The 21,939-nt window shown below is 70.3% G+C and carries 24 protein-coding genes; 19 read left to right on the top strand and 5 right to left on the bottom strand.

Annotated elements, in window-relative coordinates:
* Nucleotides 1-69 precede the first annotated feature (69 nt).
* The 7 genes from CCK91_RS01815 to CCK91_RS01785 all read left to right on the top strand — a co-directional run bounded on the left by CCK91_RS01815 (nucleotide 70) and on the right by CCK91_RS01785 (nucleotide 7,271).
* Entirely contained in the window at nucleotides 70-1,332 is a 1,263-nt protein-coding gene (locus tag CCK91_RS01815; RefSeq protein WP_165766964.1) for an ABC transporter substrate-binding protein, read from the top strand.
* Nucleotides 1,332-2,306, top strand: coding sequence for a carbohydrate ABC transporter permease (locus CCK91_RS01810; RefSeq protein WP_086472605.1), 975 nt, complete (start codon nucleotides 1,332-1,334; stop codon nucleotides 2,304-2,306). The genes CCK91_RS01815 and CCK91_RS01810 overlap by 1 nt, the downstream gene beginning before the upstream one ends.
* Nucleotides 2,303-3,247, top strand: a complete 945-nt coding sequence (locus tag CCK91_RS01805) for a carbohydrate ABC transporter permease (protein ID WP_086472604.1) — start codon at nucleotides 2,303-2,305, stop codon at nucleotides 3,245-3,247. Before CCK91_RS01810 ends, CCK91_RS01805 begins: the two co-directional genes overlap by 4 nt.
* 2 nt (nucleotides 3,248-3,249) lie before the next feature.
* Nucleotides 3,250-4,083 carry a sugar phosphate isomerase/epimerase family protein gene (locus tag CCK91_RS01800; RefSeq protein WP_086472603.1) on the top strand — a complete coding sequence of 278 codons (834 nt, stop codon included), beginning with the start codon at nucleotides 3,250-3,252 and terminating at the stop codon, nucleotides 4,081-4,083.
* A 52-nt stretch (nucleotides 4,084-4,135) separates the two neighbouring features.
* The gene (locus CCK91_RS01795; RefSeq protein WP_086472602.1) at nucleotides 4,136-5,233 is read left to right on the top strand and encodes a Gfo/Idh/MocA family protein; all 1,098 of its coding nucleotides are present in this window, start codon (nucleotides 4,136-4,138) and stop codon (nucleotides 5,231-5,233) included.
* Nucleotides 5,230-6,114 carry a sugar phosphate isomerase/epimerase family protein gene (locus tag CCK91_RS01790; protein ID WP_086472601.1) on the top strand — a complete coding sequence of 295 codons (885 nt, stop codon included), beginning with the start codon at nucleotides 5,230-5,232 and terminating at the stop codon, nucleotides 6,112-6,114. Before CCK91_RS01795 ends, CCK91_RS01790 begins: the two co-directional genes overlap by 4 nt.
* An 86-nt stretch (nucleotides 6,115-6,200) precedes the next feature.
* Nucleotides 6,201-7,271 carry a LacI family DNA-binding transcriptional regulator gene (locus CCK91_RS01785; RefSeq protein ID WP_086472600.1) on the top strand — a complete coding sequence of 357 codons (1,071 nt, stop codon included), beginning with the start codon at nucleotides 6,201-6,203 and terminating at the stop codon, nucleotides 7,269-7,271.
* An 81-nt stretch (nucleotides 7,272-7,352) separates the two neighbouring features.
* Here the strand turns inward: CCK91_RS01785 and CCK91_RS01780 are convergent, their stop codons facing one another.
* From CCK91_RS01780 to CCK91_RS01770, 3 genes are all read right to left on the bottom strand, one after another.
* Nucleotides 7,353-7,730 carry a Rid family detoxifying hydrolase gene (locus tag CCK91_RS01780; protein ID WP_086472599.1) on the bottom strand — a complete coding sequence of 126 codons (378 nt, stop codon included), beginning with the start codon at nucleotides 7,728-7,730 and terminating at the stop codon, nucleotides 7,353-7,355.
* 4 nt (nucleotides 7,731-7,734) lie between these two features.
* Nucleotides 7,735-8,721, bottom strand: coding sequence for an AraC family transcriptional regulator (locus CCK91_RS01775; RefSeq protein WP_086472598.1), 987 nt, complete (start codon nucleotides 8,719-8,721; stop codon nucleotides 7,735-7,737).
* A 95-nt stretch (nucleotides 8,722-8,816) separates the two neighbouring features.
* Nucleotides 8,817-10,316, bottom strand: coding sequence for a glycoside hydrolase family 36 protein (locus CCK91_RS01770; protein ID WP_086472597.1), 1,500 nt, complete (start codon nucleotides 10,314-10,316; stop codon nucleotides 8,817-8,819).
* Between the two features lie 141 nt (nucleotides 10,317-10,457).
* On the opposite strand from CCK91_RS01770, the gene CCK91_RS01765 reads away from it, so the two are divergent.
* Nucleotides 10,458-11,672, top strand: coding sequence for an ROK family transcriptional regulator (locus CCK91_RS01765; protein WP_242664201.1), 1,215 nt, complete (start codon nucleotides 10,458-10,460; stop codon nucleotides 11,670-11,672).
* Nucleotides 11,673-11,700: 28 nt separating this feature from the next.
* Here CCK91_RS01765 and CCK91_RS01760 read toward each other — a convergent pair whose 3' ends face one another.
* Entirely contained in the window at nucleotides 11,701-12,753 is a 1,053-nt protein-coding gene (locus CCK91_RS01760) for a Gfo/Idh/MocA family protein (RefSeq protein ID WP_086472596.1), read from the bottom strand.
* Nucleotides 12,750-13,631: a sugar phosphate isomerase/epimerase family protein gene (locus tag CCK91_RS01755; protein ID WP_165766962.1), complete on the bottom strand. Its 882-nt coding sequence runs from the start codon at nucleotides 13,629-13,631 to the stop codon at nucleotides 12,750-12,752. Before CCK91_RS01755 ends, CCK91_RS01760 begins: the two co-directional genes overlap by 4 nt.
* A 100-nt stretch (nucleotides 13,632-13,731) precedes the next feature.
* On the opposite strand from CCK91_RS01755, the gene CCK91_RS01750 reads away from it, so the two are divergent.
* The 11 genes from CCK91_RS01750 to CCK91_RS01700 all read left to right on the top strand — a co-directional run bounded on the left by CCK91_RS01750 (nucleotide 13,732) and on the right by CCK91_RS01700 (nucleotide 21,934).
* Complete coding sequence (locus CCK91_RS01750) at nucleotides 13,732-14,427, top strand: HAD hydrolase-like protein (RefSeq protein ID WP_229939748.1); 696 nt, start codon at nucleotides 13,732-13,734, stop codon at nucleotides 14,425-14,427.
* 89 nt (nucleotides 14,428-14,516) lie between these two features.
* Nucleotides 14,517-15,110, top strand: coding sequence for a sulfite oxidase-like oxidoreductase (locus CCK91_RS01745; RefSeq protein WP_086472594.1), 594 nt, complete (start codon nucleotides 14,517-14,519; stop codon nucleotides 15,108-15,110).
* Complete coding sequence (locus CCK91_RS01740; protein WP_086472593.1) at nucleotides 15,107-15,835, top strand: ferredoxin reductase; 729 nt, start codon at nucleotides 15,107-15,109, stop codon at nucleotides 15,833-15,835. Before CCK91_RS01745 ends, CCK91_RS01740 begins: the two co-directional genes overlap by 4 nt.
* Nucleotides 15,835-16,092 carry a DUF6510 family protein gene (locus CCK91_RS01735; RefSeq protein WP_086472592.1) on the top strand — a complete coding sequence of 86 codons (258 nt, stop codon included), beginning with the start codon at nucleotides 15,835-15,837 and terminating at the stop codon, nucleotides 16,090-16,092. Before CCK91_RS01740 ends, CCK91_RS01735 begins: the two co-directional genes overlap by 1 nt.
* Before the next feature lie 127 nt (nucleotides 16,093-16,219).
* Nucleotides 16,220-17,056 (top strand): alpha/beta fold hydrolase, encoded by an 837-nt coding sequence (locus CCK91_RS01730; protein WP_086472591.1) that lies wholly within the window; start codon nucleotides 16,220-16,222, stop codon nucleotides 17,054-17,056.
* A 22-nt stretch (nucleotides 17,057-17,078) separates the two neighbouring features.
* Nucleotides 17,079-17,633, top strand: coding sequence for a TetR/AcrR family transcriptional regulator (locus CCK91_RS20060; protein ID WP_207568161.1), 555 nt, complete (start codon nucleotides 17,079-17,081; stop codon nucleotides 17,631-17,633).
* 51 nt (nucleotides 17,634-17,684) lie between these two features.
* The gene (locus CCK91_RS01720; protein ID WP_071261898.1) at nucleotides 17,685-18,062 is read left to right on the top strand and encodes a VOC family protein; all 378 of its coding nucleotides are present in this window, start codon (nucleotides 17,685-17,687) and stop codon (nucleotides 18,060-18,062) included.
* Between the two features lie 37 nt (nucleotides 18,063-18,099).
* Nucleotides 18,100-19,239, top strand: coding sequence for a ThiF family adenylyltransferase (locus CCK91_RS01715; RefSeq protein WP_086472589.1), 1,140 nt, complete (start codon nucleotides 18,100-18,102; stop codon nucleotides 19,237-19,239).
* A 58-nt stretch (nucleotides 19,240-19,297) separates the two neighbouring features.
* Nucleotides 19,298-20,533 (top strand): molybdopterin molybdotransferase MoeA, encoded by a 1,236-nt coding sequence (locus tag CCK91_RS01710; RefSeq protein ID WP_086472588.1) that lies wholly within the window; start codon nucleotides 19,298-19,300, stop codon nucleotides 20,531-20,533.
* The gene (moaCB, locus tag CCK91_RS01705; protein ID WP_086472587.1) at nucleotides 20,530-21,513 is read left to right on the top strand and encodes a bifunctional molybdenum cofactor biosynthesis protein MoaC/MoaB; all 984 of its coding nucleotides are present in this window, start codon (nucleotides 20,530-20,532) and stop codon (nucleotides 21,511-21,513) included. The genes CCK91_RS01710 and moaCB overlap by 4 nt, the downstream gene beginning before the upstream one ends.
* Entirely contained in the window at nucleotides 21,506-21,934 is a 429-nt protein-coding gene (locus CCK91_RS01700) for a molybdenum cofactor biosynthesis protein MoaE (protein WP_056011786.1), read from the top strand. Before moaCB ends, CCK91_RS01700 begins: the two co-directional genes overlap by 8 nt.
* Nucleotides 21,935-21,939 lie beyond the last annotated feature (5 nt).

Genomic DNA, 21,939 nt, shown 5'->3' with positions numbered 1-21,939 from the left:
TCGTGGTCCAGCACCACTGAAACGCTTCAGCGACGCGAGGAGCAGACCCCGCTATCAAAGGAGATTGCAGTGGCAAACAGCGTTCGTATCGGAATCGCGACCGCGGGAATCCTCGCCCTCGCACTGACCGCCTGCTCGGGCCCGGGCGGCGACGACTCGGCCGACGGCCCGGTGACGCTCGAGTTCTGGGCCTGGGGCTCGAACATCGACAAGCGCGTCGAGGTGTGGAACGAGGCAAACCCCGACATCCAGGTCAACATCTCGCAACCCGCGAGTGGAGCGGACATGCCCGTCCGCGTCCTGAGCGCGGTGCGTGCCGGTGACGGCCCCGACATCGCGCAGGCCGAGTACACGCAGTTGCCGACCTACGTGTCGGCCGGCGTCCTCGCCCCACTCGACAGCGCGAAGCAGGACCTCGAGGAGGCCTACTCCCCCACGGTGCTCGAGAGCGTGTCCTTCGACGACACCGTCTACGGCGTTCCGCAGGACCTCGGACCGGCGCTCTTCGTCTACCGGAACGACCTCTTCGCGCAGTACGGTCTCACCCCGGCCGCGAGCTGGGACGACTTCCGGGCCCTCGCCGAGCAGGTCCGCACCCTCGACGGTGACCGCTACCTCTTCAACTTCAGCTCGATCGACGCCGACCAGTTCATGGGACTCGCCCTGCAGAACGGCGCCCAGTGGTGGGACTACTCCGACGAGCAATGGGGTGTCGACATCGACAGCGCCGAGACGCAGGAGGTCCTGGACTTCTGGCAGGGGATGGTCGAGGACGATCTCGTGAGCACCTACCAGACCGGCAGCCCCGAGCAGATCGAGGCGACCGCGAGTGGCCGGGTGCTCGGCACGATCGCCGGCGCCTGGGCTCCCGGCCCGCTGCTCAACCAGTACCCCGACACGGTCGGGCTCTGGTCGGCCGCGCAGATCCCGCAGTGGGACGCCGCCGATCCGCGGGTCTTCGCCCGTGGCGGTTCGGCAAACGTCATCCTCAAGGAGAGCCCGCACTACGACCAGGCGCTCGAGTTCATCACGTGGTTGAACGCCTCCGACGAGGGCGCCGAGGGACTCGTCGAGGTCAACAAGTTCACCGGCGCCCTGCACGGCCAGGAGATCGACCGCACGCCGCCGGAGCTCATGCCCGAGGACACCACCTACTGGCCGAGCGCCACGGAAGCGGCGTCGAAGCTCGTCACCGTGCAGTGGGGCCCGAACACGCAGGTGGCCTTCACCGCCATCACCGACGAACTCGGCAACGCCATCGAGGGGACGAGCCCGTGGGCCGACGTGCTCCCGAAGGTGCAGGACATCGTCGAGAAGGACCTGGCCGGCTGATGACCGCGCCGACCATCGAGCGGGACCGCGGTCGGACGGAGGACGATCCGACCGCGGTCCCCACCAGACGGCGCGTCTCGCTGACCCGCCCGCACCACCTGTTCGCCTGGGTGCTCATCGCCCCAGCGGTCGTCCTGTTCGTCTTCGTGTTCGTCATCCCGATCGTGTACTCCGGCGGCCTCAGCCTCATGGGCACCGCGGCAGGTGCGAGCGCGTACGGCGTGCGCGAGGAGGTGTTCGTCGGCCTCGGCAACTACACGAAGGTGCTCCAGGACCCGACGTTCTGGACGAGCCTCGGCAACCTCGCCGTGTACGCGCTCTTCCTCGTGCCGATCATGATGCTCACGGCGATGCTGTTCGCGCTGCTGCTCGACCTCCCGAGAGCCCAACTCCGCGCGTTCAGCCGGATGGCGATCTTCCTGCCGTACGGCGTGCCGAGCGTCATCGCGGCGCTCATGTGGGGCTTCCTGTACGTGCCCGAGATCAGCCCGATCTACCAGCTCGCCGAGACCTTCGGTCTGCAGTTCCCGACGCTGCTGCGCGGGGATCTCGTCATGACCGCGATCATCAACGTCGTGCTGTGGGGCGGGATCGGCTTCAACACGATCATCCTCTACACCTCGCTGCAGTCGCTGCCGAAGGAGCAGATCGACGCCGCCAGGATCGACGGCTGCAACGAACCGCGCATCGCCTGGTACATCAAGCTGCCGCACATCGTGCCGGCCACGATCCTCACCGGGCTCTTCTCGATCATCGGCGCGCTCCAGGTGTACAGCGAGCCGCAGATGCTCTCGAGCCTCACCCCGGCCATCAGCTCCACCTACTTCCCGCTGATGCGGGTGTATCGGGACGCCTTCGCCCACGACGACCTCAACTCGGCGTCGGCGGCATCCATCATCCTCGCCCTCGCCACGGTGCTGCTGTCGCTCCTGGTGCTCGGCGGGCAACGCCTCGCAGCTCGGAGGAACGCATGACCACCACCGCACGCACCGCGGAACGCGCGGAGGAGGACCGTCGCGCTCGCGAGACCGTCGTCCGCGCCGATCGCGGCCGCATCCGCAAGCCGAAGGAATCCGTCAGCCTCGTCCACAAGCTCGGCGGAATCCTCCCGACGATCGTCCTCCTGATCGCCGTCCTCTACTTCCTGCTCCCGATGGTGTGGGTCGTGTTCGCCGCCACGAAGAGCACGGGTGAGCTGTTCTCCACGAGCGCGTTCACCTTCGGGTCGAGCCTCGTCGACAACATGGCCGACCTGTTCGCGTACGAGAACGGCTCCTTCGCGCGTTGGTTGGGCAACAGCTTCATCTACTCGATCGGCGGCGCACTCCTGTCGACCGCCGTCTCGGCCGCCGCCGGCTACGCGCTCGCGCTCTACCGGTTCCCGGGCAAGAAGGCCGTCATGGTCGGACTCCTCGCCGGCGTGCTGCTCCCGACGATCACGCTCGCGATCCCGCAGTACATGCTCTTCGCGCAGCTGAACCTCACGAACACCTACTGGGCGGTGCTCATCCCGATCTCGATCACCCCGTTCGGGATCTACCTCTCCTACGTGTTCGCGCGAGGCTCAGTGCCGCAGGAACTCCTCGAAGCGGCACGCGTGGACGGGTCGAACGAGGGACGCACCTTCGTCTCGATCGGACTCCCGCTGCTCTTCCCCGGTCTCGTGACCGTGTTCCTGTTGCAGTTCATCGGCGCCTGGAACAACTTCCTGCTGCCGTACATCATGCAGTCGAAGTCGGAGCTGTCGCCCATCACGGTCGCCATGTTCCTCATGCTCAACCGTGGTGGCAGCGAACCGGTGCTCTACTCGGTCGCCATCGCCGGGGCGCTCATCGCCGTCATCCCCGTGGTGATCTTCGTGCTCGTCCTCCAGCGGTTCTGGCGCCTCGACCTCATCTCGGGGAGCCTGAAGTAGCGATGACCATCCCACCGACGACGGAACGGAACCACATGTCCGACACGAACCCGACCGCCCAGCGGCACCCGCTCACCGGGTACGGCGTGATCGTCCCCTCCGAACGCATCCCCGGTGCGTTCGCGTCCGGAGCCGACTACGCGGAACCGACCATCGTCGGCAACCTCGTCGTCGCCGACGGAGCCGGGTGGACGCGCCATCCCGACTACGACACGAGCGTCCCACGCGGCTCGTTCGCCATCCTGTTCCCCGGCGACCTGTCGCTCGCCGACCCCGGCTTCCCGGCGGAGCGCGTCACCGCGTACCTCGACGCCGTCATGCCGATCATCGGTTCGGTCTCGGAGCCCGGCGCGAAGATCGTGTTCGGGAGCGGGACGGCGCGCACCATCCCCACCGGGGTGGACGTCACGGCCGCCCGCGCGAGGTTCGCGGACGTCGTCGTAGAGACGCGCGACGCGGCGGAGCGGAACGGGCTGCAGATCGTCCTCGAGCCGCTGAACCGGGACGAGACGAACCTGCTCAACTCGCTCGAGGAGACGGTCGCCTTCCTCGACGAGTTCGGGATCGACCGCGTGCCCGTCGTCGCCGACCTCTTCCACATCATGCTGGAGGAGGAGCCGCTCGCCGTCGTCCAAGCCCTCGGCGCCCGCATCGGACACGCCCACATCGCCGATGCCGGACGACGGCCACCCGGCCAGGGCGACTGGCCGCTCACCGGGTTCATCACGGCCCTGCGCGACGGCGGCTACGACGGCCCCATCACCGTCGAGTGCCTCTTCGAGGACTTCGAACCGGAGCTCGAGGCCGCCCTCGCACACCTCCGCCAGCTCGCCTGAGCCGGCACGGACACCGACCCATCCCACGCACAGAACTGGAGCGAACCCCCGCATGTCCCGACCGCACCGCATCGCCATCGCCGGCGCCGGCATCATCTCGAAGCAGCACGGCATCGTCATCGACCAGCTGCGCGACGAGTTGGAACTCGTCGCCGTCGCCGACCCGGAGCTCGCGAAGGCGGAGGCCCTCGTCGCCGAGCGCGGCGGACGGGCGTTCACGACCCTCACGGAGGCGCTGGCGCAGACCGACCCCGACATCGTCGTCGTCTGCACGCCCACCGGCCTGCACGCCGACCTCGCCATCGAGGCGCTCGAGGCCGGCAAGCACGTCATCATCGAGAAGCCGGCCGACGTCACCGTCTCGCGGACGGACGACATCATCGCCGCCCAGGAGCGCGCCGGCACCGTCGTGACCGTCATCTCCCAGCACCGCTTCGACCCCTCGACGGAGATCGTCCTCGCCGCCGCCGAACGCGGAGACCTCGGGCGCATCACCTCGGGCATCGCCTCGGTCGACTGGTGGCGCGGGCAGAGCTACTACGACTCCGGCGACTGGCGCGGCACCTGGGCGCTCGACGGCGGCGGCGCGCTCATGAACCAGGGCGTGCACACGGTCGACCTGCTGGTCGCCCTCCTCGGACGCCCCGTCGAGGTCTTCGGCTACACCGCGCTCCTCGCCCACGAGCGCATCGAGACCGAGGACGTCGCGGTCGGTGTCGTCCGCTTCGCATCCGGCGCGCTCGGCGTCATCCACGGCTCGACGGCCGTCTACCCGGGCCTCGTCGCGCGGCTGCAGGTCCACGGTGACCGCGGCTCCGCGGTCATCGAGAACGACCAGCTGACGTATTTCCACTCCACCCCCGCAGGAATGGAGCGCGCCGAGGCCTTCTTCGGCTCGCAGGGGAAGGACACGAACCAGGCGGCGCAGTTCGCCGACGAGACGCAGGCGGGCTCGAGCGTCGCCGGACAGATGTCGGACGCGCACCTGCACCAGTACCGGAACGTGCTCGCCGCGATCCGCGGGGAGGAGCCGCTCCGCGTGACGCTGGCCGAGAACCGCCAGGCGATCTCGATCATCACCGGTCTCTACGAATCCGCGCGCACTGGCCAGCCGGTCCGGCTCGACGCCGTTGCGGCGGTGACCCGATGAGCGCGCAGCGGACGAACCGGGTGGCGGCGAACCCCATCCCGTACTGGAGTGCGCGCGGCAAGACCCGCGAGGTGTTCGAGGAGGCCTTCGCCGACTTCCAGCACATCGGGTTCACCGCGGTGAAGGCCGACATCCCCGAGGGCATGACCGCTGACGAGTACCGCACGTGGATCGGCGGCTACGGCCTCACGCCGTCGCTCAGCCTGTTCAGCAGCGCGTTCGACGAGACGGTCGTCCTGACCGAGGTCCTCGAGGCGGCGAAGGCGTTCGGGGCGGCGCAGGCCTCCCTGGGACTCGACCGCACGATGATCTCCTCGATGGCGATCCCGGCCCGCATGGCGACGCCGGCGATCGGCGCCGACTTCTCCCAGGAGCGTCTCGACCTGGCCATCGAGAACGCCGGCCGGACCTGCGAGGTCCTGCTCGCCGAGGGGATCCGCCCCCTGCACCACTCGCACGTCGGTGGTGTCTTCGAGACCGAGCACGAGATCCGCAGTCTGCTCGACACCCTCGGACCGGACCTCATCGGGTTCGGGCCCGACACCGGACACCTCCGCTGGGCGGGAGCGGACCCGGTCGCGATGATCACCGACTACCGCGACCGCGTCGGCGGCATCCACATCAAGGACGTCTACGCCGATCACCTCGACGGCGCAGCGGACGGCGCGCTGAGCTACCACGAGACGTCGCAGACGAAGCGGCTGTGGGCGGAACCCGGGCTCGGTGTACTCGACTTCGACGCGATCGTCGCAGCGATGCCCGCGGACTACGACGGCGACTACATGATCGAGGTCGACTTCCCGAGCGTCGAGAGCGTCTACGAGTCGCACCGCCTGTCATACGAATGGGCCAGCCACGCACTCGATGTCGCGACCCGCTGACCCGGCCGGCCTGAGCCCGCACGCCGAGGCCGCGGCAGTACGATGGCTCAGGCCGCCGAGGGCGGCGATCGAGAGGAGCGGGCCCCATGAGCACCGCTGACGCATCCGCGGAGACGGTCGCTCCCGAGCCCGGAACGCCCGAACCCACGGCAGGGGCCGCGAAGACGAAACGTGCCGCGACCATCTACGACATCGCGCAGCTCGCCGGCGTCAACCCATCGACCGTGTCGCGGGCGCTGAGTCGCCCCGGCCGCATCAACGAGAAGACGGCGCAGAAGATCCACGACGCCGCGAAGCAGCTCAACTACGTCGCGAACCCCGCCGCCCGGGCGCTCCCCACCGGGCGCACCGGCACGCTCGGCCTCATCGTCGCCGACATCACGAACCCGATGTTCTTCGACGTCGTCCGCGGCGCGGAGCGCGAGGCCGCCGAGCGCAACTACACGCTCGTGCTCGCGGAGTTCAAGGAGTCGGCGGAGATGGAGTTGCTGACCGCCAGGCGGCTCATGCCGTCGGTCGACGGTCTCATCCTCGCGACCTCGAGGCTCCTGCCCGACGACGTCCGCGCACTGGGCCAGGAGAAGCCCGTCGTCGTGATCAACCGTCAGGTCGACGACGTCGACAGCATCGTCGCCGACATCGACCCGGGGCTCACCGAGGCGATCGACCACCTCGCCGAGCTCGGTCACCGCCGCCTCGCGTTCGTCTCCGGCCCCGGTCGCTCCTGGATGTCGCGGCATCGGTGGAGCCGGACACGGGAGCTGTGCGCCGAACGCGGCATCGAGACCGTGCGAGTGCCGTCGACGCAGCCCGACATGGCCGCGGGCAGGGCGGCGGCCACGGCCGTGCTCGAGACGGGTGCCACCGCGGTCCTCGCGTACAACGACCTCCTGGCCATCGGCATCATGCTGGAGCTGCGCTCACGTGGTGTCGAGATGCCCACCCAGCTGAGCCTCATCGGCTTCGACGACATCTTCGGTTCGGACTTCACGACACCGGCACTCACGTCGATCCGCAGCCCGCACATCGCCTCCGGCTCCTACGCCGTGCAGACCCTCTTCGCGCACCTCGGGGGCACCGACGTCCCGACCATCACCGACCTCGCGACCACGCTCATCATGCGCGAGTCGACCGCCCCGCCGCCGAACTCGGACTGAGTCGGGCCTTCGTCCAACCCTTCGACAGGCTCAGGGACCTGGATGAGCTCTGGAGCCGCTCTCGCCCAGGGGCGCACCGCCTCAGGCGACCAGTTCGATCTCGACGCGCGCGCCGAGCGGCAGCCCGACGACCGCGACCGTGGTGCGCGCAGGATAGGGCGCCGAGAAGACCGTCTCGTAGACGCTGTTCATCGACGCGAAGTCCGCCATGTCGACGAGGTAGACGTTCACCTTGACCACGTCGCCGAACCCGCGACCGGCGGCCGTCAGCACCGACTCGAGGTTGGCGAACACCCGGCGGGTCTGCTCGGCGACATCACCGTCGACGAGGGCTCCGGTCACCGGATCGATGGGCGTCTGCCCGGACAGGTACAGCGCTCCGGTCGGGGCGACCGCGGCATGCGAATACGGCCCGACGGGCTTCGGAGCGTGCGGATCGGTCACCGTGGATCGCGTCATGGCCTCAGCCTAGGGAACGCGGGTGGGTTGCGCCGCGGCTCGATGCGAGGGTGACGCTCGGGTACTCGCCGAAGCGGGCCGTGTACGAGGCCGCGAAGCGCCCGAGGTGGGTGAACCCCCAGCGCCTGGCGACCTCGGCGACCGTCGCGAGGCCCGGTTCCGCGTCCCGCAGCTCCTGTCGGACGCGATCGAGCCGGATCGACCGCAGGTAGTCGGTGGCGGTGACGTCGTACTCGCGGCGGAACGCCGCCTGCAGACTGCGCAGGCTGATCCCCGCGGCAGCGGCGATCTCGTCGGTGCCCATGGGCCGGTGGGCGTTCGCGATCATGAACTCGACCGCGGCGCGGGTCTTGCCGCCCGACGGCACCGCCAGGTCGACCCGCGGCTGCAGGGCGACGTGTGGGAAGACCTCGAGCAGCGTGACGGCTGCCGCTCGGTTCGCCTCGGCGCGCAGCAGTGCGGAACTCCCGTCGTCGTAGACCACCCGGGCGACGGTCGCCACCGTCTCGGTCCAGCGCCGCAGGGCGTCGCCCGACGGGCGGAACGTCGTGTCGAACCGGATCGGACCGACCGACCCCTCGGTCTCCCCCGCGACACCCTCGAGATACGCGCCACCGAAGTGCATCATGTTGAGCCGGTAGTCGATGAGGTCGAACTGCGCGGGGCGGTCGTTCGCGAACATCGCCGGCTGCCCGTGGAGGAACTTCATCGGCGAGCCGAGCAGGTCCGAGACGCCTTCGCCACGCGTCATCCAGGAGACGACGTACTCCCCCTGGGTGAACGACGCACCCGTGATCCGTCCCTCGACCTGCGAGGCGCGGAGGGAGAGGTCGTCGTCGCCAGTGGAGGTGAAGCGGTATCCGAACGCAGCCGCCGTCGGCTCGACCGTCATCCTGCCGATCCGGTAGGCCTCGCGGTAGAGCTCGCGAGCGTCGTCGACGTCGCTCCCCGCGGCCTCGAACCGCTCCGCGGACCCTGGTTTCGCGCTCATCCTGCTCAGAATCCCACGACTGTGCCAAAGCTCCACTTCTGCGCGGTCGGCGTTCGTTTATCGGATAACGCCGGTTTGCCGCCGAGCGCCTGGCGTCACCCGATGTACGAGGTGTCGGAGCGGGCCTCTCCCGCCACGACGTCCGTCAGGTCGACCTCGCGGCCGTCGAGCCGGAACGTGAACCGCCCCGTCTGCTCGACCGTCGGCGTCTCCGTCAGGTACTGCCGGAGCTCGGCGCGTTCGCTCTCATGCAGCCAGACCACCGGGTCGGAGGTCGACTTGAACTCGAGGATGGCGGCGACGTCCTGGAGCAGGCGACGTTCGACGGGGTCGAGGAGGTTCCGAGCGCTGCGGAAGTAGACGGCGTCGGGGTCGACCTCGTAGACCTCCTTCAGCCAGACGCGGTTGACGGAGTCGACGATGGAGTTCCAGGCCCCGACGCCCGACGGGTCGCCGACGCGTTCGGCGTTGTCCCAGAACGGACCGACATCCGGCCCCACGCGCGCGCCGTCGAACACCCCGATGGACGGGATCATCGGGACGCCGCAGCCGAGCAGGTACACGTCGTCGCCGACGGTCTCCCTGATGAACGAGATCGCGTCCCGGTAGGCGGTCTCGCGGTGGACGTCCTGGTGCCGCCGACCGGTCACGGCGCCCGCGTACATGAAGTCGAGCTTGAGGTAGCTGAAGCCCCATCCGGTGACGCGCTCGAAGACCTCGCGGAGGTGGTCCTGCACCTCCCGCTGCGTGGTGTCGAGCGAGTAGTAGTGGGAGTTCCAGTTGTAGCCGGTCGCCAGCGGGCGGCCGGCGTCGTCCTGCACGAGGAGGTCGGGGCGCTCTCGCGCGATGGTGGAGTCGGGAAGCGCGATCATCGGGGCGAGCCAGAGCCCCGGGCGGAACCCGGCTTCGGCGATGCGACCGGCGGTCGCCTGCATGCCCGACGGGAAGTCCGGGCCGGCCGTCCAGTCGCCCACGATCGGCTCCCAGCCGTCGTCGAGCTGGAACACGTCGAAGGGGTACCCGGTGAGGTCGGCCACGGTGCGGGCGACGAGCTCCTCGTCGATGCCCTCGTAGTAGGAGTACCAACTGCTCCAGACGCGACCGGCGCGCTGCGAGCGCCGCCCCAGCCGTTCGGACAGGATCGCCGCGTAGTCGGCGAAGGCCTGCTGCTCCGGTCCGAACGTGACGAACCACTCGGCTTCGTCGGTCTCGCTCCGCGCCCAGATCGTGTTGCGGTCGGCACCGACCCGGGGGTTGCCGAGCCCGAGGGTCCCGATGAGCAGCACGGTGCCGTCCGGTCCTGCGATGGCTCCGACACCGCTGCCGGAGTGGAGGTGCGTGGTCTCGTTGACCGCATCGTCGGCGGTGAGCAGCCGGTCGGGGCTGTTCTTGATGCCGATCGTCTCGCCGTCGGTGGTGGTCCAGCCGCTCGGGCTCCACGAGTTCCAGCCGTGCCGGTAGAAGCCGGTGTCGCCGAAGGGGTGGAGCAGCGCGACCGGACCTGCGGGCACGACGAACCCCGTGCTCGTGGCCGTCGGTTCGCCGGCGAGGTTCGCGGGGATGCGGAGGTCACCGAAGGTGAAGGTGTGCAGCATGGCCGGCTTTCTGTGTGGGTGGGCGCTCTCGGGATCGACGCGGGACTCCCGCCTGCCACCACGGGGCTGCCGCGGGTAGAGTCGAGGAGGCGGAGTTAATACTGCAACGTGCCGTGAAAAGTCGCAAGAGGGGAATGGCGAATGCCTCGAGAGGCGATGGTGGAGCCGTCCGGCGGATCGATGGGCAGTCGGTCGTTGCTCCGGAGGATGAACTCGCTCGGTGTGCTGCGCGCCCTGCTCCCGCAGCCACTCACCCTGCGGGAGCTGGCGGACGCGTCCGGGCTGTCTCGGACGGCCATCGACGCTATCGTGACGGACCTCGTCGAGATGGGCTGGCTCGAATCCGTCGAACGCGCCTCGGCGTCCCGGATCGGCAGACCCGCCACCGCCTTCCACGTGCGGGCCGGACTCGGCCACCTCCTGTCGCTCGACATCGGCGCGAACCACATCCACGCCGTCGTGACCGATCTCGCCGGTGCCGTCCTGGACCAGCGCACGGCTCGCCTCCCAGAGGACACGGGCGCGACCGAGCGCATCACCCTGGCGCTGGCGACCGGCGATGCGGTGCTCAGCACCCTCGGCCTCACCCGCGGGTCGGTGTGGATCGTCGCCGTGGGGTCCCCGGGCGCGATCGGCCGGGACGGCGAGGTACTGCACTTCGGCGGGACGGGGCTGCCGGACTGGGTCGGGCTGAACCTGCGCGAGCGGTTCGAGCAGGAGTTCGACGGAGCCGTCCTGGTGGAGGGCGACGTCGCGCTCGGCGCCCGCGCGGAACTGACCGTCGGCGCAGCACAGGGCCACCGCGACGTCGTCTACCTCCTCTGCGGCGTGCGCACCAGCGCGGCCTCCATCGTCGACGGGAAGGTGCATCGCGGCGTGCACGGTGCGGCAGGGATCGTCGGCGAGATGCCCGAACTCCGGTGGTCCCGCCTGAACGAGCGGTACGGCGAGTCGGTCCTCAGCTCACCACGGCCGTCCCGCGAGGAGATCTTCGAGGCGGCTCGCGCCGGTGATCGGATCGCTCTGACGGCGATGGACGAGTTCGCGGACGACCTGGCCACCGGTGCGGCGGCCATGGTCCTCGCACTCGATCCGGAACTCCTCGTGGTCGGCGGCGGCAGCGCTCCGGGCGCGGACGTCTTCCTGCCGCGCTTCATCCACACCCTCGGCGAGATCTGCCCGCTGCCACCGGACGTGGTCGTGTCCTCGCTCGGCTCGGAGGCGGTGGCGATGGGTGGCGTCAGCCTGGCGTCCCAGCACCTCGACACCGTCCTGCAGACGGCCGTCCGAGACGTGGAGCGGTTCCCCGACCCGGACGGAGCGCTGCGGCTCGTCAGGCGGACCGCAGCGTCCTGAGGCGTCGCCGCCTGCAACGGGTGGTGGCTCAGCGAGCGCCGAGCTGCGCGGCGAGGACCGACGGCCGTCGCTCGGGGATCGCCGCGTCGTAGACGTCCTGGATCACGGCGAACGCCTTGCATGCTTCGGCGGGGTGGAGCCAGAAGGCGCCCGGCTCGTCGAGCCCCGCGTAGAAGTCCTGGATCAGCCGTTCATGGGAGACGCCCCAGTAGGCACGCGCTCCGCTGGCCGTCACGCGCTCGACGGTGGTCTCGACGCGCCCGTCGGCGAAGCGGGCGGTGAGTTCGGCGCCGAGGCTCAGCGTGCCCCGCTCGCAGACGACGTCGATCGTCACGGGCAGGTTCGCGACCCCGGCGACCGTCGCGTAGACCGTGCTCGTCGCGCCACCCGCGTGCACGATGCGCAGCTCGGCCGTGTCCTCGACCTCGATCACCTCGGCAAGCGCGCGAGTGGCGATCGACCCCGTCGCCTCGATCGGGTCGCCGACCAACCACTGCACGAGGTCGATCGTGTGGATCGCCTGGTTCATGAGGAGTCCACCGCCGCCGGTCTCCCAGCGACCGCGCCACGGGCGATCCTCGTAGTAGGCCGCCGTCCGATGCCACGGCACGACCGCCGAGGCGCCGAGCACTGCGCCGAGCTCACCCGAGTCGAGGAGTTCCTTGGCGCGCTCCGCCGGCTGGTTGTAGCGGTTCTGGAAGCACACCGCGATCTTCGCGCGACTGTGCTCCGCCGCGGCCAGGAGCCGTTCGGCCTCATCGCGCGTGTGGGCGAGGGGCTTCTCGAGGATGACACTGATCCCGCGCTCGAGCGCCCGGATCGCCTGGTCGGCGTGCAGGTGGTGCGGGGTGCAGATGTGGACGACGTCGGGTCGCGCCTCATCGAACAGTCGGTCGAGGTCGGTGAATCCCGGGACACCCGTCGCAGCCGTCGCCGCATCGAGCCGGCCGGCGTCGACGTCGCACACCGCCACGAGCTGCGCGCCGGGGACCGTTCCGATCGCCGCGAGGTGGAGTGCGGAGATGTCGCCGCACCCGATCACGGCGACGCGGCGGAGGACGGGTGCGGGCTCGCGGCTCATCGCAGCTCGATCCCCAGCTCGTCGGTGAGCCTCCGGAAGGCCCGGGCGGCCACGCCGAACGAGGTGGGACCGGAGAAGCCGCCGAGCGCGTGGGTGTCGGCGAGGTGCGGCTCGAGCGAGGCGAACCCGGCGTAGCCGTCGTCGCGCAACGCCGTGAGCGTCTCACGCAGCTGCCCGTCGCCCTCGCCGGACGGCACGACCTGGCCGCTCTCGGCGACCGCGTCCTTGACCTGGAGGTAGTCGACGTACGGGCGCAGCATCGCGTAGCCGTCGTCGAACGGGGCGACGCCCACCTGGACGAAGTTCGCGTTGTCCCAGGCAAGCCGCAGGGCGGGTGATCCGACGGACTCGACGAGGTCGAGGATGCGCTCCGGGACGTCGCCGTAGATGTCCTTCTCGTTCTCGTGCAGGAGCACGACCCCCTCCCGCTCGGCCAGGTCGGCGAGCAGGCGCATGCGGACCAGGACGTCGTCGCGGGTGGCCTCCACCGGCACGCCCTCGCCGCGGAAGAAGGAGAAGATGCGGATGTTCGGGGTCCCGAGGGCGTGTGCAGCGGTGATCGCTCGCGCGAGGCGGGCGACTTCCAGCTCGGCGTCGAGGGCAACGTCGACCTTGCCGATCGGCGATCCGATGGCGGACACACCCATACCCGACTGCCGCAGCTGCGCACCGAGTCGGGCGAGCTGGTCGGTGTCGAGGTCGATGATGTTGACGCCCCACGCGCTGCGGACCTCGATGTGCGATGCCCCGAGCGCCTCGAGCACGGCGATCTGCGTCGTGGGGTCGGCGTCGATCTCGTCGCCGAAGCCCGACAGGGTCCAGCTCACCGGGTGTTGTGCATTCACGTGCGCTTCCGCCTTCGCGTTCGTTCTCGTCATCGGGAACCAGACAGTCGGGCTGCCGGTCCAGTCAGCCTACGGCTCTGGCAACCGGTTGACAACCCTTCCCGGCCGGAGGGGTCGCCCTAGGATGGAGCGTGTGACCGATCTCTACCTCGCGAGTACGACCGTGTCCTTCCACCGCAGCTGGTCCTGCGTGTTGTTCGACCTCGACGGCACGATCGTGGACTCGGCTCCCGGCATCATCTCCCGCATGAAGACGACCCTGGCGAACGTCGGTGCCGTCGTCCCGTCCGACGAATCGCTGCTGCGCTGGGTCGGACCGCCGCTGCTCGACTCCTTCCGCGACTTCGCGGACATGGACCCACTGCAGTCGCAGCTCGCCCTCACCGAGTACCGCCGCCAGGTCGCCATCGAGGGCGCCGAGGTCGGCACCGCGGTGTTCCCAGGCGTCGCCGGGCTGCTCGCGCGCATCTCCGAGGCCGGCATCCCCATCGGGCTCGCGACCTCGAAGCCCGAGTCGCAGGCGAACACGATCCTCGACCACTTCGGTCTGAGCCAGTACTTCACCGTCGTCACGGGCGCCTCCGAGGACGAGGTGCGCAGCAGCAAGGCCGACGTCGTCGGCGAGGCCCTCCGACGCCTCACGGCCGCCGGCGTCGACACCTCCCGCACCGTGCTCGTCGGCGACCGCCTCCACGACATCGAGGGCGCGGCTGCACACGGGATCCCGACGATCCTCGTCGAGTGGGGCTACGGCTCGCCCGCAGAGGCCGCCGGCGCCCTCGCCGTCGTCCACTCGATCGACGCGCTGTCGAACCTCATCACCGGCTGAGCGAGACCGGAACCACTTGGTGACCCCAGGAGGGCCTGGCTTCACCGACACCTGCTCACTAGGGTGATGACCATCCTGAGGAGGTCGACATGGCGGTGTTCACACGTGGTTTCGGAGGACGGGCACGGGAGCAGGACGACCGACTCCCGCCCGGTCAGTTCCTCACCGAGGACTTCCCGGTGCTGTCCGCCGGGCCCACGCCGCGGATCGACACCGATGAGTGGGAGTTCCAGATCCGGACGGAGACGGGCGAGACCCACCGCTGGGACTGGGCGGCCATGCAGGCCCTGCAGCAGGACGACATCACCCGCGACATCCACTGCGTGACCCGGTGGACGAAGCTCGGCACGAGCTGGCAGGGCGTCTCACTCGACACGCTCTTCGCCGAGGTCGAGAGCGGTTACGACTTCGTGATGGCCCACTCCTACGGCGGCTACACGACCAACGTCCCACTCGACGACCTCCTGGACGGCAAGGCCTGGATCGCCACGGGCTTCGACGGCGAGCCCCTCGCCGCGGAGCACGGCGGCCCGGCGAGGCTCCTCATCCCGCACCTGTACTTCTGGAAGAGCGCGAAGTGGATCCGCGGCCTCGTCATGCAGCAGGACGACGAACCGGGGTTCTGGGAGCAGAACGGCTACCACGCCTACGGTGACCCCTGGCTCGAACAGCGGTACTCGTGAGGCGCACGAACCATGTCGACGTCTGGAAGCCGGCCACCGTGGTCACGGCGACGCAGCTGACCCCATCGGGGCGCAGCCTCGTCCTGGACGCCCCCGGCTGGGGCGGGAACCTCGCCGGGCAGCACGCCGACGTCCGCCTCACCGCGCCCGACGGCTACCAGGCGGTGCGCTCCTACTCGATCGCCTCGGCGGACGCCGGCGACCGCATCGAGATCGCCGTCGACCGGGTCCCCGACGGCGAGGTCTCCCCGTTCCTCGTCGACGCGATCGAGGTCGGCGACCAGGTCGAGGTGCGTGGCCCACTGGGCGGCTGGTTCGTCTGGCGCCCCGAGGACACGGAGCCGGTCCTCCTGATCGGCGGCGGTTCGGGCATCGTGCCGCTCATGGCGATGGTGCGAGCGCACGAGGCGGCCGGGAGCACGACGCCGTTCCGACTCGTGTACTCGGTCCGCTCACCGCAGGACGCCTTCTTCGCCGACGAGCTCGCTGCGGCGACCGGGGTCGAGGTCACCTGGATCTACACCCGGCGAGCGCCCGACGGCTGGCCTCGGCCCGCCGGTCGCCTGGCCGCGGCCGACCTGCAGGCGCTCGAGTCCACCGGCGGCGAGGCCCCATCGGTGTTCGTCTGCGGGCCGACCGGCTTCGTCGAGGCGGTCGCCGACACCCTCGTCGCGATCGGCCATGATCCCGCCCGCATCAAGACCGAGCGGTTCGGAGGCGCGTGATGACCTCGCATCTGGACGGGAACGTCCTCGCCGGAACCCTGTCGGAACTGACCGGCACCGACCCGAGCAGGACGATGTCGCAGTGCCTCGGGTGCCGCGACGTCGCGCCCCTCGCCGCGGAGCTGGTGTTCGGCACCCCGGACGCGTGGGTGGTGCGCTGTCGGCTCTGCGACGACGTCCTGCTCGTCGTCCTCCATCACGAGGAGACCACGCGCGTCACCCTCGACGGCGTCCGCTGGTGGACGGACCTCGGCTGACCACCCCTCCCCCGCACTCGTCCGCCCATTCTTGGGCGAACGGAGCTGCTGTCGCCCAAAGATGGGCGAATGAACCTCGTCCGCAAAAGCTATTGACATTAGCCAAACGGCGATGCAGACTAGCTTCATGAACACGAACCCGGCATCGACAGGGCCTGCCACCCGCTACCTCGACCGTCCCGAGGGCAAGATCGCCTACGAGATCCAGGGAGACGGCCCGCTCGTCGTCCTCGTCCCGGGGATGGGCGAGCTCCGCTCCTCCTACCGCTTCCTCGCCCCAGCGCTCGTCCAGGCCGGGTACCGCGTCGCCTCCACCGACCTCCGCGGTCACGGCGACAGCGACACGACGTTCTCCTCGTACGGCGACGTGGCGACCGCCTCGGACGTCCACGCCCTCATCCGCGACCTCGGCGCCCCGGCCGTCGTCATCGGCAACTCCCTCGCTGCCGGCGCGGGCGTGATCGTCGCCGCAGAGCACCCCGAGGACGTGTCCGGTCTCGTGCTCGTCGGGCCCTTCGTCCGCAACCCGAAGGCGGGCGCCGTCATGCAGGCGGTCTTCCGCGCGATGATGGCTCCGCTGTGGATCGCACGGGTCTGGAAGGCCTACCTCCCCACGCTGAACGCGGGCCGGAAGCCGGTCGACTTCGACGACTACCTCGCCGACGTCTTCGCGAGCCTGCGTCGACCCGCCTACGGCAAGGCCTTCTCGCAGACGACGAGGCAGACCGACCACGCCCCGGCCGAGGCCGCGCTCCCCGGCGTGAGCGCTCCGACGCTCGTGATCATGGGCACCAAGGACCCCGACTTCCCCGACCCTGCGGCAGAGGCCCGCTGGATCGGCGACACCCTGCAGGCGGAGGTCGTCCTCGTCGAGGACGCCGGCCACTACCCGCAGGCCCAGCAGCCCGAGGTCACGTCGCAGGCCGTCCTCGGCTTCCTCCAGTCGGCGTTGCACCGTGCCTAGGGCGGGACTCAGCCGCGCGCGCGTGGTGGACGAAGCGGCTGAACTCGCCGACGAGGTCGGGCTCGAGGGGCTGACCCTCGCCGCCCTCGCCGAACGGCTCGGCGTCCGGCAGCCCTCGCTCTACAAGCACCTCGACTCGCTCGCCGGACTCCGCCGGAGCATCTCCCTCCAGGCGAAGGGCGAGCTCGGCGACGTCCTGCTGCGCGCGGCCGTCGGCCGTTCGGGCGCGGACGCGATCACGGTGATGGCCGGGGCCTACCGGGAGTGGGCCCTGAAGCACCCGGCACGCTATACGGCCGCGCAGTGGATCGCCGGGCCGGAGGACGAGGAGGACACGGCAGCATCGCTCGGTGCCATCCAGGTCATCACCGACGTCCTCACGGCCTACGAGCTCCGCGGCGACGACGCCATCGACGCAATCCGCGCGTTCCGGTCCACCCTGCACGGCTTCGTCTCGCTCGAGGCGGCAGGCTCTTTCGGCCTCGACCGCGATCTCGACCGCAGCTTCGACCGCCTCGTCCGTGGGTTCACGATCACCCTGACCCGTTGGGCCGAGACCGCTGGGGACGAGTCCTAGCCGATCCGCAACGGGTTCCGCTGCACGACGCGTGCGGGGTAGCGTGCCGTCATGTCATGCCGCATCAGTGAACTCGTCCTGGACTGCCGCGATCCGGAAGCGCTCGCCCGCTTCTGGTGCGAGGTCCTCGACTTCGTCGTGCTCGACCGAGACGAGGACGGGGTGGAGATCGGAGCCCGGGACGGCTTCGGTGGATCGCAGCCAACGATCATCCTCAGCCGCAGCGACGACCCACCGCAGCCGAAGTCGAAGCTCCACATCGACGTGAGCCCGACCGACGGCGACCAGGACGCCGAACTCGAGCGCTTGCTGGCCCTCGGTGCGCGCCCGACGGACATCGGGCAGACGGGCGACGAGTCGTGGCACGTCCTCGCCGATCCCGAGGGCAACGCCTTCTGCCTCCTGCGCACGCCCGTCAAGCCGGTCTGAGGGCCGTCGGGCACGGTGCCGGTGGGATAATCGGCGCATGTCCTCGACCGCGCGGTACGCCAGGCAGCTCGCCCTCCCCGGGTTCGGACCAGCGGCGCAGCAGCGCCTTGCCGATGCGCGGGTGCTGATCGTCGGCGCCGGTGGGCTCGGCAGCATCGTCATCCCGGCGCTTGCCGCTGCCGGTGTCGGTTCCGGTGACGGCGCGATCCACCTGGTGGACGACGACACGGTCGAGCTCAGCAACCTGCATCGGCAGACCGTCCACAGCACCGCGGACGTCGGCCGGCCGAAGGTCGACTCCGCCGCCGATCGCGCCCTCGCCGTCAACACCGATGCGACGATCCTCAGGCACCGCCTCCGCCTCGGACCCGGCGAGATCATGGGCCTCCTGGCCGACGCGGAGATCGACCTCGTCATCGACGGCAGCGACAACTTCGAGACCCGTTACCTGGTCGACGACGCCGCGACGCTCGCCGACGTCCCACTCGTCTGGGGTGCGGTCTCGCAGTACGGCGGGCAGGCCGGGCTCAGCTGGTCGTCTCGCGGCCCGCGCTACCGCGACCTCTTCCCCCACCCGCCGACGGACGGTTCGGTGCTCTCCTGCGAGGCCGGCGGGGTCCTGCCCACCACGGTGGGGGTCATCGGGTCGATCATGGCGACCGAGGCGATCAAGGTGCTCACCGAGGTCGGGACCCTCTCGCTCGGCCGGGTGACGATGTTCGACGGGCTGAGCGGCGGGTTCCGCGAACTCCGGTACGAGCGCGACCCCGCGGGTGCCCGGCAGGTGTCGCTCGATGAGCATCTGCATCGGACGCCAGGAGGGGACGCGGCGAGTGCCGCAGCGGCAGCACCCCACGAGCCGCGACACGCCGGACGTACGATCACCGCACCACAGCTCGCGGCGAGCGACGATGAGGCCGTCCTGCTCGACGTCCGGGAGCCGTGGGAGGCGGAGATCGCCCGGCTGCCGGGTTCGACGCTGATGCCGCTCGGCTCGCTCCCTGAGACGCTCCACGGGCTCGACCCCGAGACGCCCGTAGTCGTCTACTGCCACCACGGCATCCGGTCCGAGTCAGCGCTTCGCCTGCTCCTCGAGCGCGGCTACTCGGCCGTCCATCTCGAGGGCGGTATCGACGCGTGGTCGCGGCTCGTGGATCCGACCGTCCCCCGCTACTGACCGCGGCTCCGAACACCCCGTGCAGCCCCACCGACCGACCTCGACGACGGGAACCACCATGACGACGCCAGCGCCCACGAGTCGGAAGACCGTCGAGCAACACGCCTCCGACGTCGCAGCCCTCCTCGACGACGTGACCGACACCGGCGCCGAGCGCGTGCCGATCGACGAGGCCGCAGCTCGGGTGACAGCGGTGGCGGTGCCGTCACCGGTCGACCTGCCGCTGTTCCGCAACTCGCAGATGGACGGGTTCGCGGTTCGGGCGGCAGACCTCACGGGCGATGAGACGCGACTGCGGGTGGTGGGTGAGATCGCCGCGCGCCCGATCGAACCCGCGCCGCTCGAGGCGGGGACCTCGGTGCGCATCATGACGGGCGCGGTCGTTCCGCCGGGTGCGGACGTCGTCGTGCCGGTCGAGGAGAGCGAGGTCGAGACGGATCCGGACGGTGTCGAGACCGTTCTCCTCGGTCCTGCGCGCGGCGGTGGCGAGCGACCGGTGGGGCTGTTCGTCCGGGAGCGCGGGAGCGACGTCCGCGCCGGCGAGGAGCTGCTGCCGGCCGGCGTACGCCTCGCTTCGCGACACCTCGCCGTGTTGGCTGCGGCCGGGATCACGACCGTCGAGGTGCGTCGGCGGGTGCGGGTCGCGATCGTCACGACCGGCGCCGAACTCGTCGAACCCGGCGAGACGCCGACGCTCGGCCAGACCTTCGACTCCAACGGGACCGCGCTGGCGGCCGCCGTCGTCGCAGCCGGGGCCGAGGTCGCCGCCCGTTCGCGCGTCGTCGACGACGCCGACGTCCTGCTCGCCCTGCTCGACGACCTCCACGGCGAGGTCGATCTCATCCTCACCTCCGGCGGGATCTCCATGGGCGAGCACGAGGTCGTCCGAGACGTCCTCGGGCCACTGGGCGGCTGGATCGGCTCGGTCGCGATGCAGCCCGGCGGACCACAGGCGCTCGGTGCCCACCGGGGCGTCCCGATCATCGCGTTCCCCGGCAACCCGGTGAGCACCCAGCTCTCGTTCGAGGTCTTCGTCGCTCCGGTCCTCCGCCGGGTCGCCGGGCTGCCGCAGGCGTCGCGTGTGCCAGCCGAACTCGCGGTCGCCGTGCGTTCGGTGCCCGGCAAGCGCCAGTTCCTCCGCGGACGCCGACGAGACGATGGTCGGGTCGAACCGGTCGCGGGCCCCGGCTCGCACCTCGTCGCCGGGCTCGCGGCCTCGGACGTGCTGATCGTGATCCCGGAGGACATCGTCGAGCTCGACGCCGGTGACGCTGTGGAAGCATGGGCACTATGACCGGGCTCACACACCTCGACGACGACGGCCGCGCACGGATGGTCGATGTCGGCGACAAGGCCACGACGAAGCGGGCCGCGACGGCGACGGCGACCTTCACCACCCGACCAGACGTGATCGCGCTCGTTCAAGCGGACGGCCTGCCGAAGGCGGACGTCATCGCGACCGCTCGCATCGCCGGGATCGCGGGAGCCAAGCGGACGAGCGAGCTCATCCCGCTGTGCCACCAGCTCGCGCTGTCATCCGTGAGCCTCGACTTCGCGTTCACCGAGGACTCCATCGTCATCACCGCGACGGCGAAGACCACCGGCCAGACCGGGGTCGAGATGGAGGCCCTGACGGCCGCGTCGATCGCCGGCCTGACCTTGCACGACATGGTCAAGGCCGTCGACCCGGCATCGGTCCTCGGCGACATCCGGCTGCTGGAGAAGTCGGGCGGCAAGCGCGGGAACTGGACGCCGGAAGCGGTGGAGCCGATCGAAGCACCTGTGGCGCGAACGGTCCGTCCGCGAACCGCGGCCGTCATCGTCGCGTCGACCGCCGGCGCGGCCGGCACACGCGAGGACCTCACGGGGCCGCGCATCTCCGCCTGGTTGTCCGAGCACGACTACGCGGTCGATGCGGTGACGGTCGTGTCCGACGCCGACGTGCACCTCGCGATCACGGCAGCCCTGGACGCCGCGCCCGCGGTGCTCATCACGACGGGCGGCACCGGCCTCTCGCCGAGCGACCGCACCCCGGAGGCGACGCAGCCCCACCTCGACCGCGAACTGCCCGGCATCGCGGAGGCGATCCGCACGCTCGGGTCGACCAAGACCCCGACCGCCGCGCTCAGTCGCGGTCTCGCCGGGGTCTCCGGCGGCACCGTCGTCGTGAACCTGCCCGGGTCGACCGGCGGCGTGAAGGACGGACTCGCGGTCCTCGACGGCCTGCTCGACCACCTCGTCGCCCAGATCGCCGGAGGTGGCTCGCATGAGTGAGTCGACGGTTCCCGAGGTCCTCGCCCTCATCTCGGAGTCGCCCCTCGACGCGCACGCGATCGAGGACTTCGTCGCGGCGCCCGCCAACGGCGCACTCGTCGCGTTCCGAGGCATCGTGCGCGACCACGACCACGGCGAGGCGGTCGACGCCCTCGACTACCGGGCGCACCCCGACGCCCAACGGTTCCTGGAGGACTGCTGCCGGACGGTCGCCGCGGAGACCGGCCTCCGAGTGGCGGCAGCGCACCGCGTCGGGTCGCTCGTCGTCGGCGACCTGGCGCTCGTGGCCGCCGTCGCGGCTGCGCACCGGGCCGAGGCGTTCGCCGCCTGCGAGCGGCTGGTCGAGGAGATCAAGCGCACCGTCCCCATTTGGAAGCGCCAGCACCTGGCCGACGGCGAGACGGAGTGGGTCGGCCTGTAGCGACC

This window comes from Plantibacter elymi (nom. nud.), assembly GCF_900177795.1.
In the GTDB taxonomy this organism is placed as follows: Bacteria; Actinomycetota; Actinomycetes; order Actinomycetales; family Microbacteriaceae; genus Plantibacter; species Plantibacter elymi.
This window is presented reverse-complemented; position numbering and strand designations above follow the sequence as displayed.

Bases quoted from the DNA above. Each gene is read 5' to 3' on its own strand.
- CCK91_RS01810 (WP_086472605.1), top strand. From the start codon at position 1,332: ATGACCGCGCCGACCATCGAGCGGGACCGCGGTCGGACGGAGGACGAT.
- CCK91_RS01805 (WP_086472604.1), top strand. From the start codon at position 2,303: ATGACCACCACCGCACGCACCGCGGAACGCGCGGAGGAGGACCGTCGC.
- CCK91_RS01800 (WP_086472603.1), top strand. From the start codon at position 3,250: ATGACCATCCCACCGACGACGGAACGGAACCACATGTCCGACACGAAC.
- CCK91_RS01795 (WP_086472602.1), top strand. From the start codon at position 4,136: ATGTCCCGACCGCACCGCATCGCCATCGCCGGCGCCGGCATCATCTCG.
- CCK91_RS01790 (WP_086472601.1), top strand. From the start codon at position 5,230: ATGAGCGCGCAGCGGACGAACCGGGTGGCGGCGAACCCCATCCCGTAC.
- CCK91_RS01785 (WP_086472600.1), top strand. From the start codon at position 6,201: ATGAGCACCGCTGACGCATCCGCGGAGACGGTCGCTCCCGAGCCCGGA.
- CCK91_RS01780 (WP_086472599.1), bottom strand. From the start codon at position 7,730: ATGACGCGATCCACGGTGACCGATCCGCACGCTCCGAAGCCCGTCGGG.
- CCK91_RS01775 (WP_086472598.1), bottom strand. From the start codon at position 8,721: ATGAGCGCGAAACCAGGGTCCGCGGAGCGGTTCGAGGCCGCGGGGAGC.
- CCK91_RS01770 (WP_086472597.1), bottom strand. From the start codon at position 10,316: ATGCTGCACACCTTCACCTTCGGTGACCTCCGCATCCCCGCGAACCTC.
- CCK91_RS01765 (WP_242664201.1), top strand. From the start codon at position 10,458: ATGCCTCGAGAGGCGATGGTGGAGCCGTCCGGCGGATCGATGGGCAGT.
- CCK91_RS01760 (WP_086472596.1), bottom strand. From the start codon at position 12,753: ATGAGCCGCGAGCCCGCACCCGTCCTCCGCCGCGTCGCCGTGATCGGG.
- CCK91_RS01755 (WP_165766962.1), bottom strand. From the start codon at position 13,631: ATGACGAGAACGAACGCGAAGGCGGAAGCGCACGTGAATGCACAACAC.
- CCK91_RS01745 (WP_086472594.1), top strand. From the start codon at position 14,517: ATGGCGGTGTTCACACGTGGTTTCGGAGGACGGGCACGGGAGCAGGAC.
- CCK91_RS01735 (WP_086472592.1), top strand. From the start codon at position 15,835: ATGACCTCGCATCTGGACGGGAACGTCCTCGCCGGAACCCTGTCGGAA.
- CCK91_RS01730 (WP_086472591.1), top strand. From the start codon at position 16,220: ATGAACACGAACCCGGCATCGACAGGGCCTGCCACCCGCTACCTCGAC.
- CCK91_RS01720 (WP_071261898.1), top strand. From the start codon at position 17,685: ATGTCATGCCGCATCAGTGAACTCGTCCTGGACTGCCGCGATCCGGAA.
- CCK91_RS01715 (WP_086472589.1), top strand. From the start codon at position 18,100: ATGTCCTCGACCGCGCGGTACGCCAGGCAGCTCGCCCTCCCCGGGTTC.
- CCK91_RS01710 (WP_086472588.1), top strand. From the start codon at position 19,298: ATGACGACGCCAGCGCCCACGAGTCGGAAGACCGTCGAGCAACACGCC.
- moaCB (WP_086472587.1), top strand. From the start codon at position 20,530: ATGACCGGGCTCACACACCTCGACGACGACGGCCGCGCACGGATGGTC.
- CCK91_RS01700 (WP_056011786.1), top strand. From the start codon at position 21,506: ATGAGTGAGTCGACGGTTCCCGAGGTCCTCGCCCTCATCTCGGAGTCG.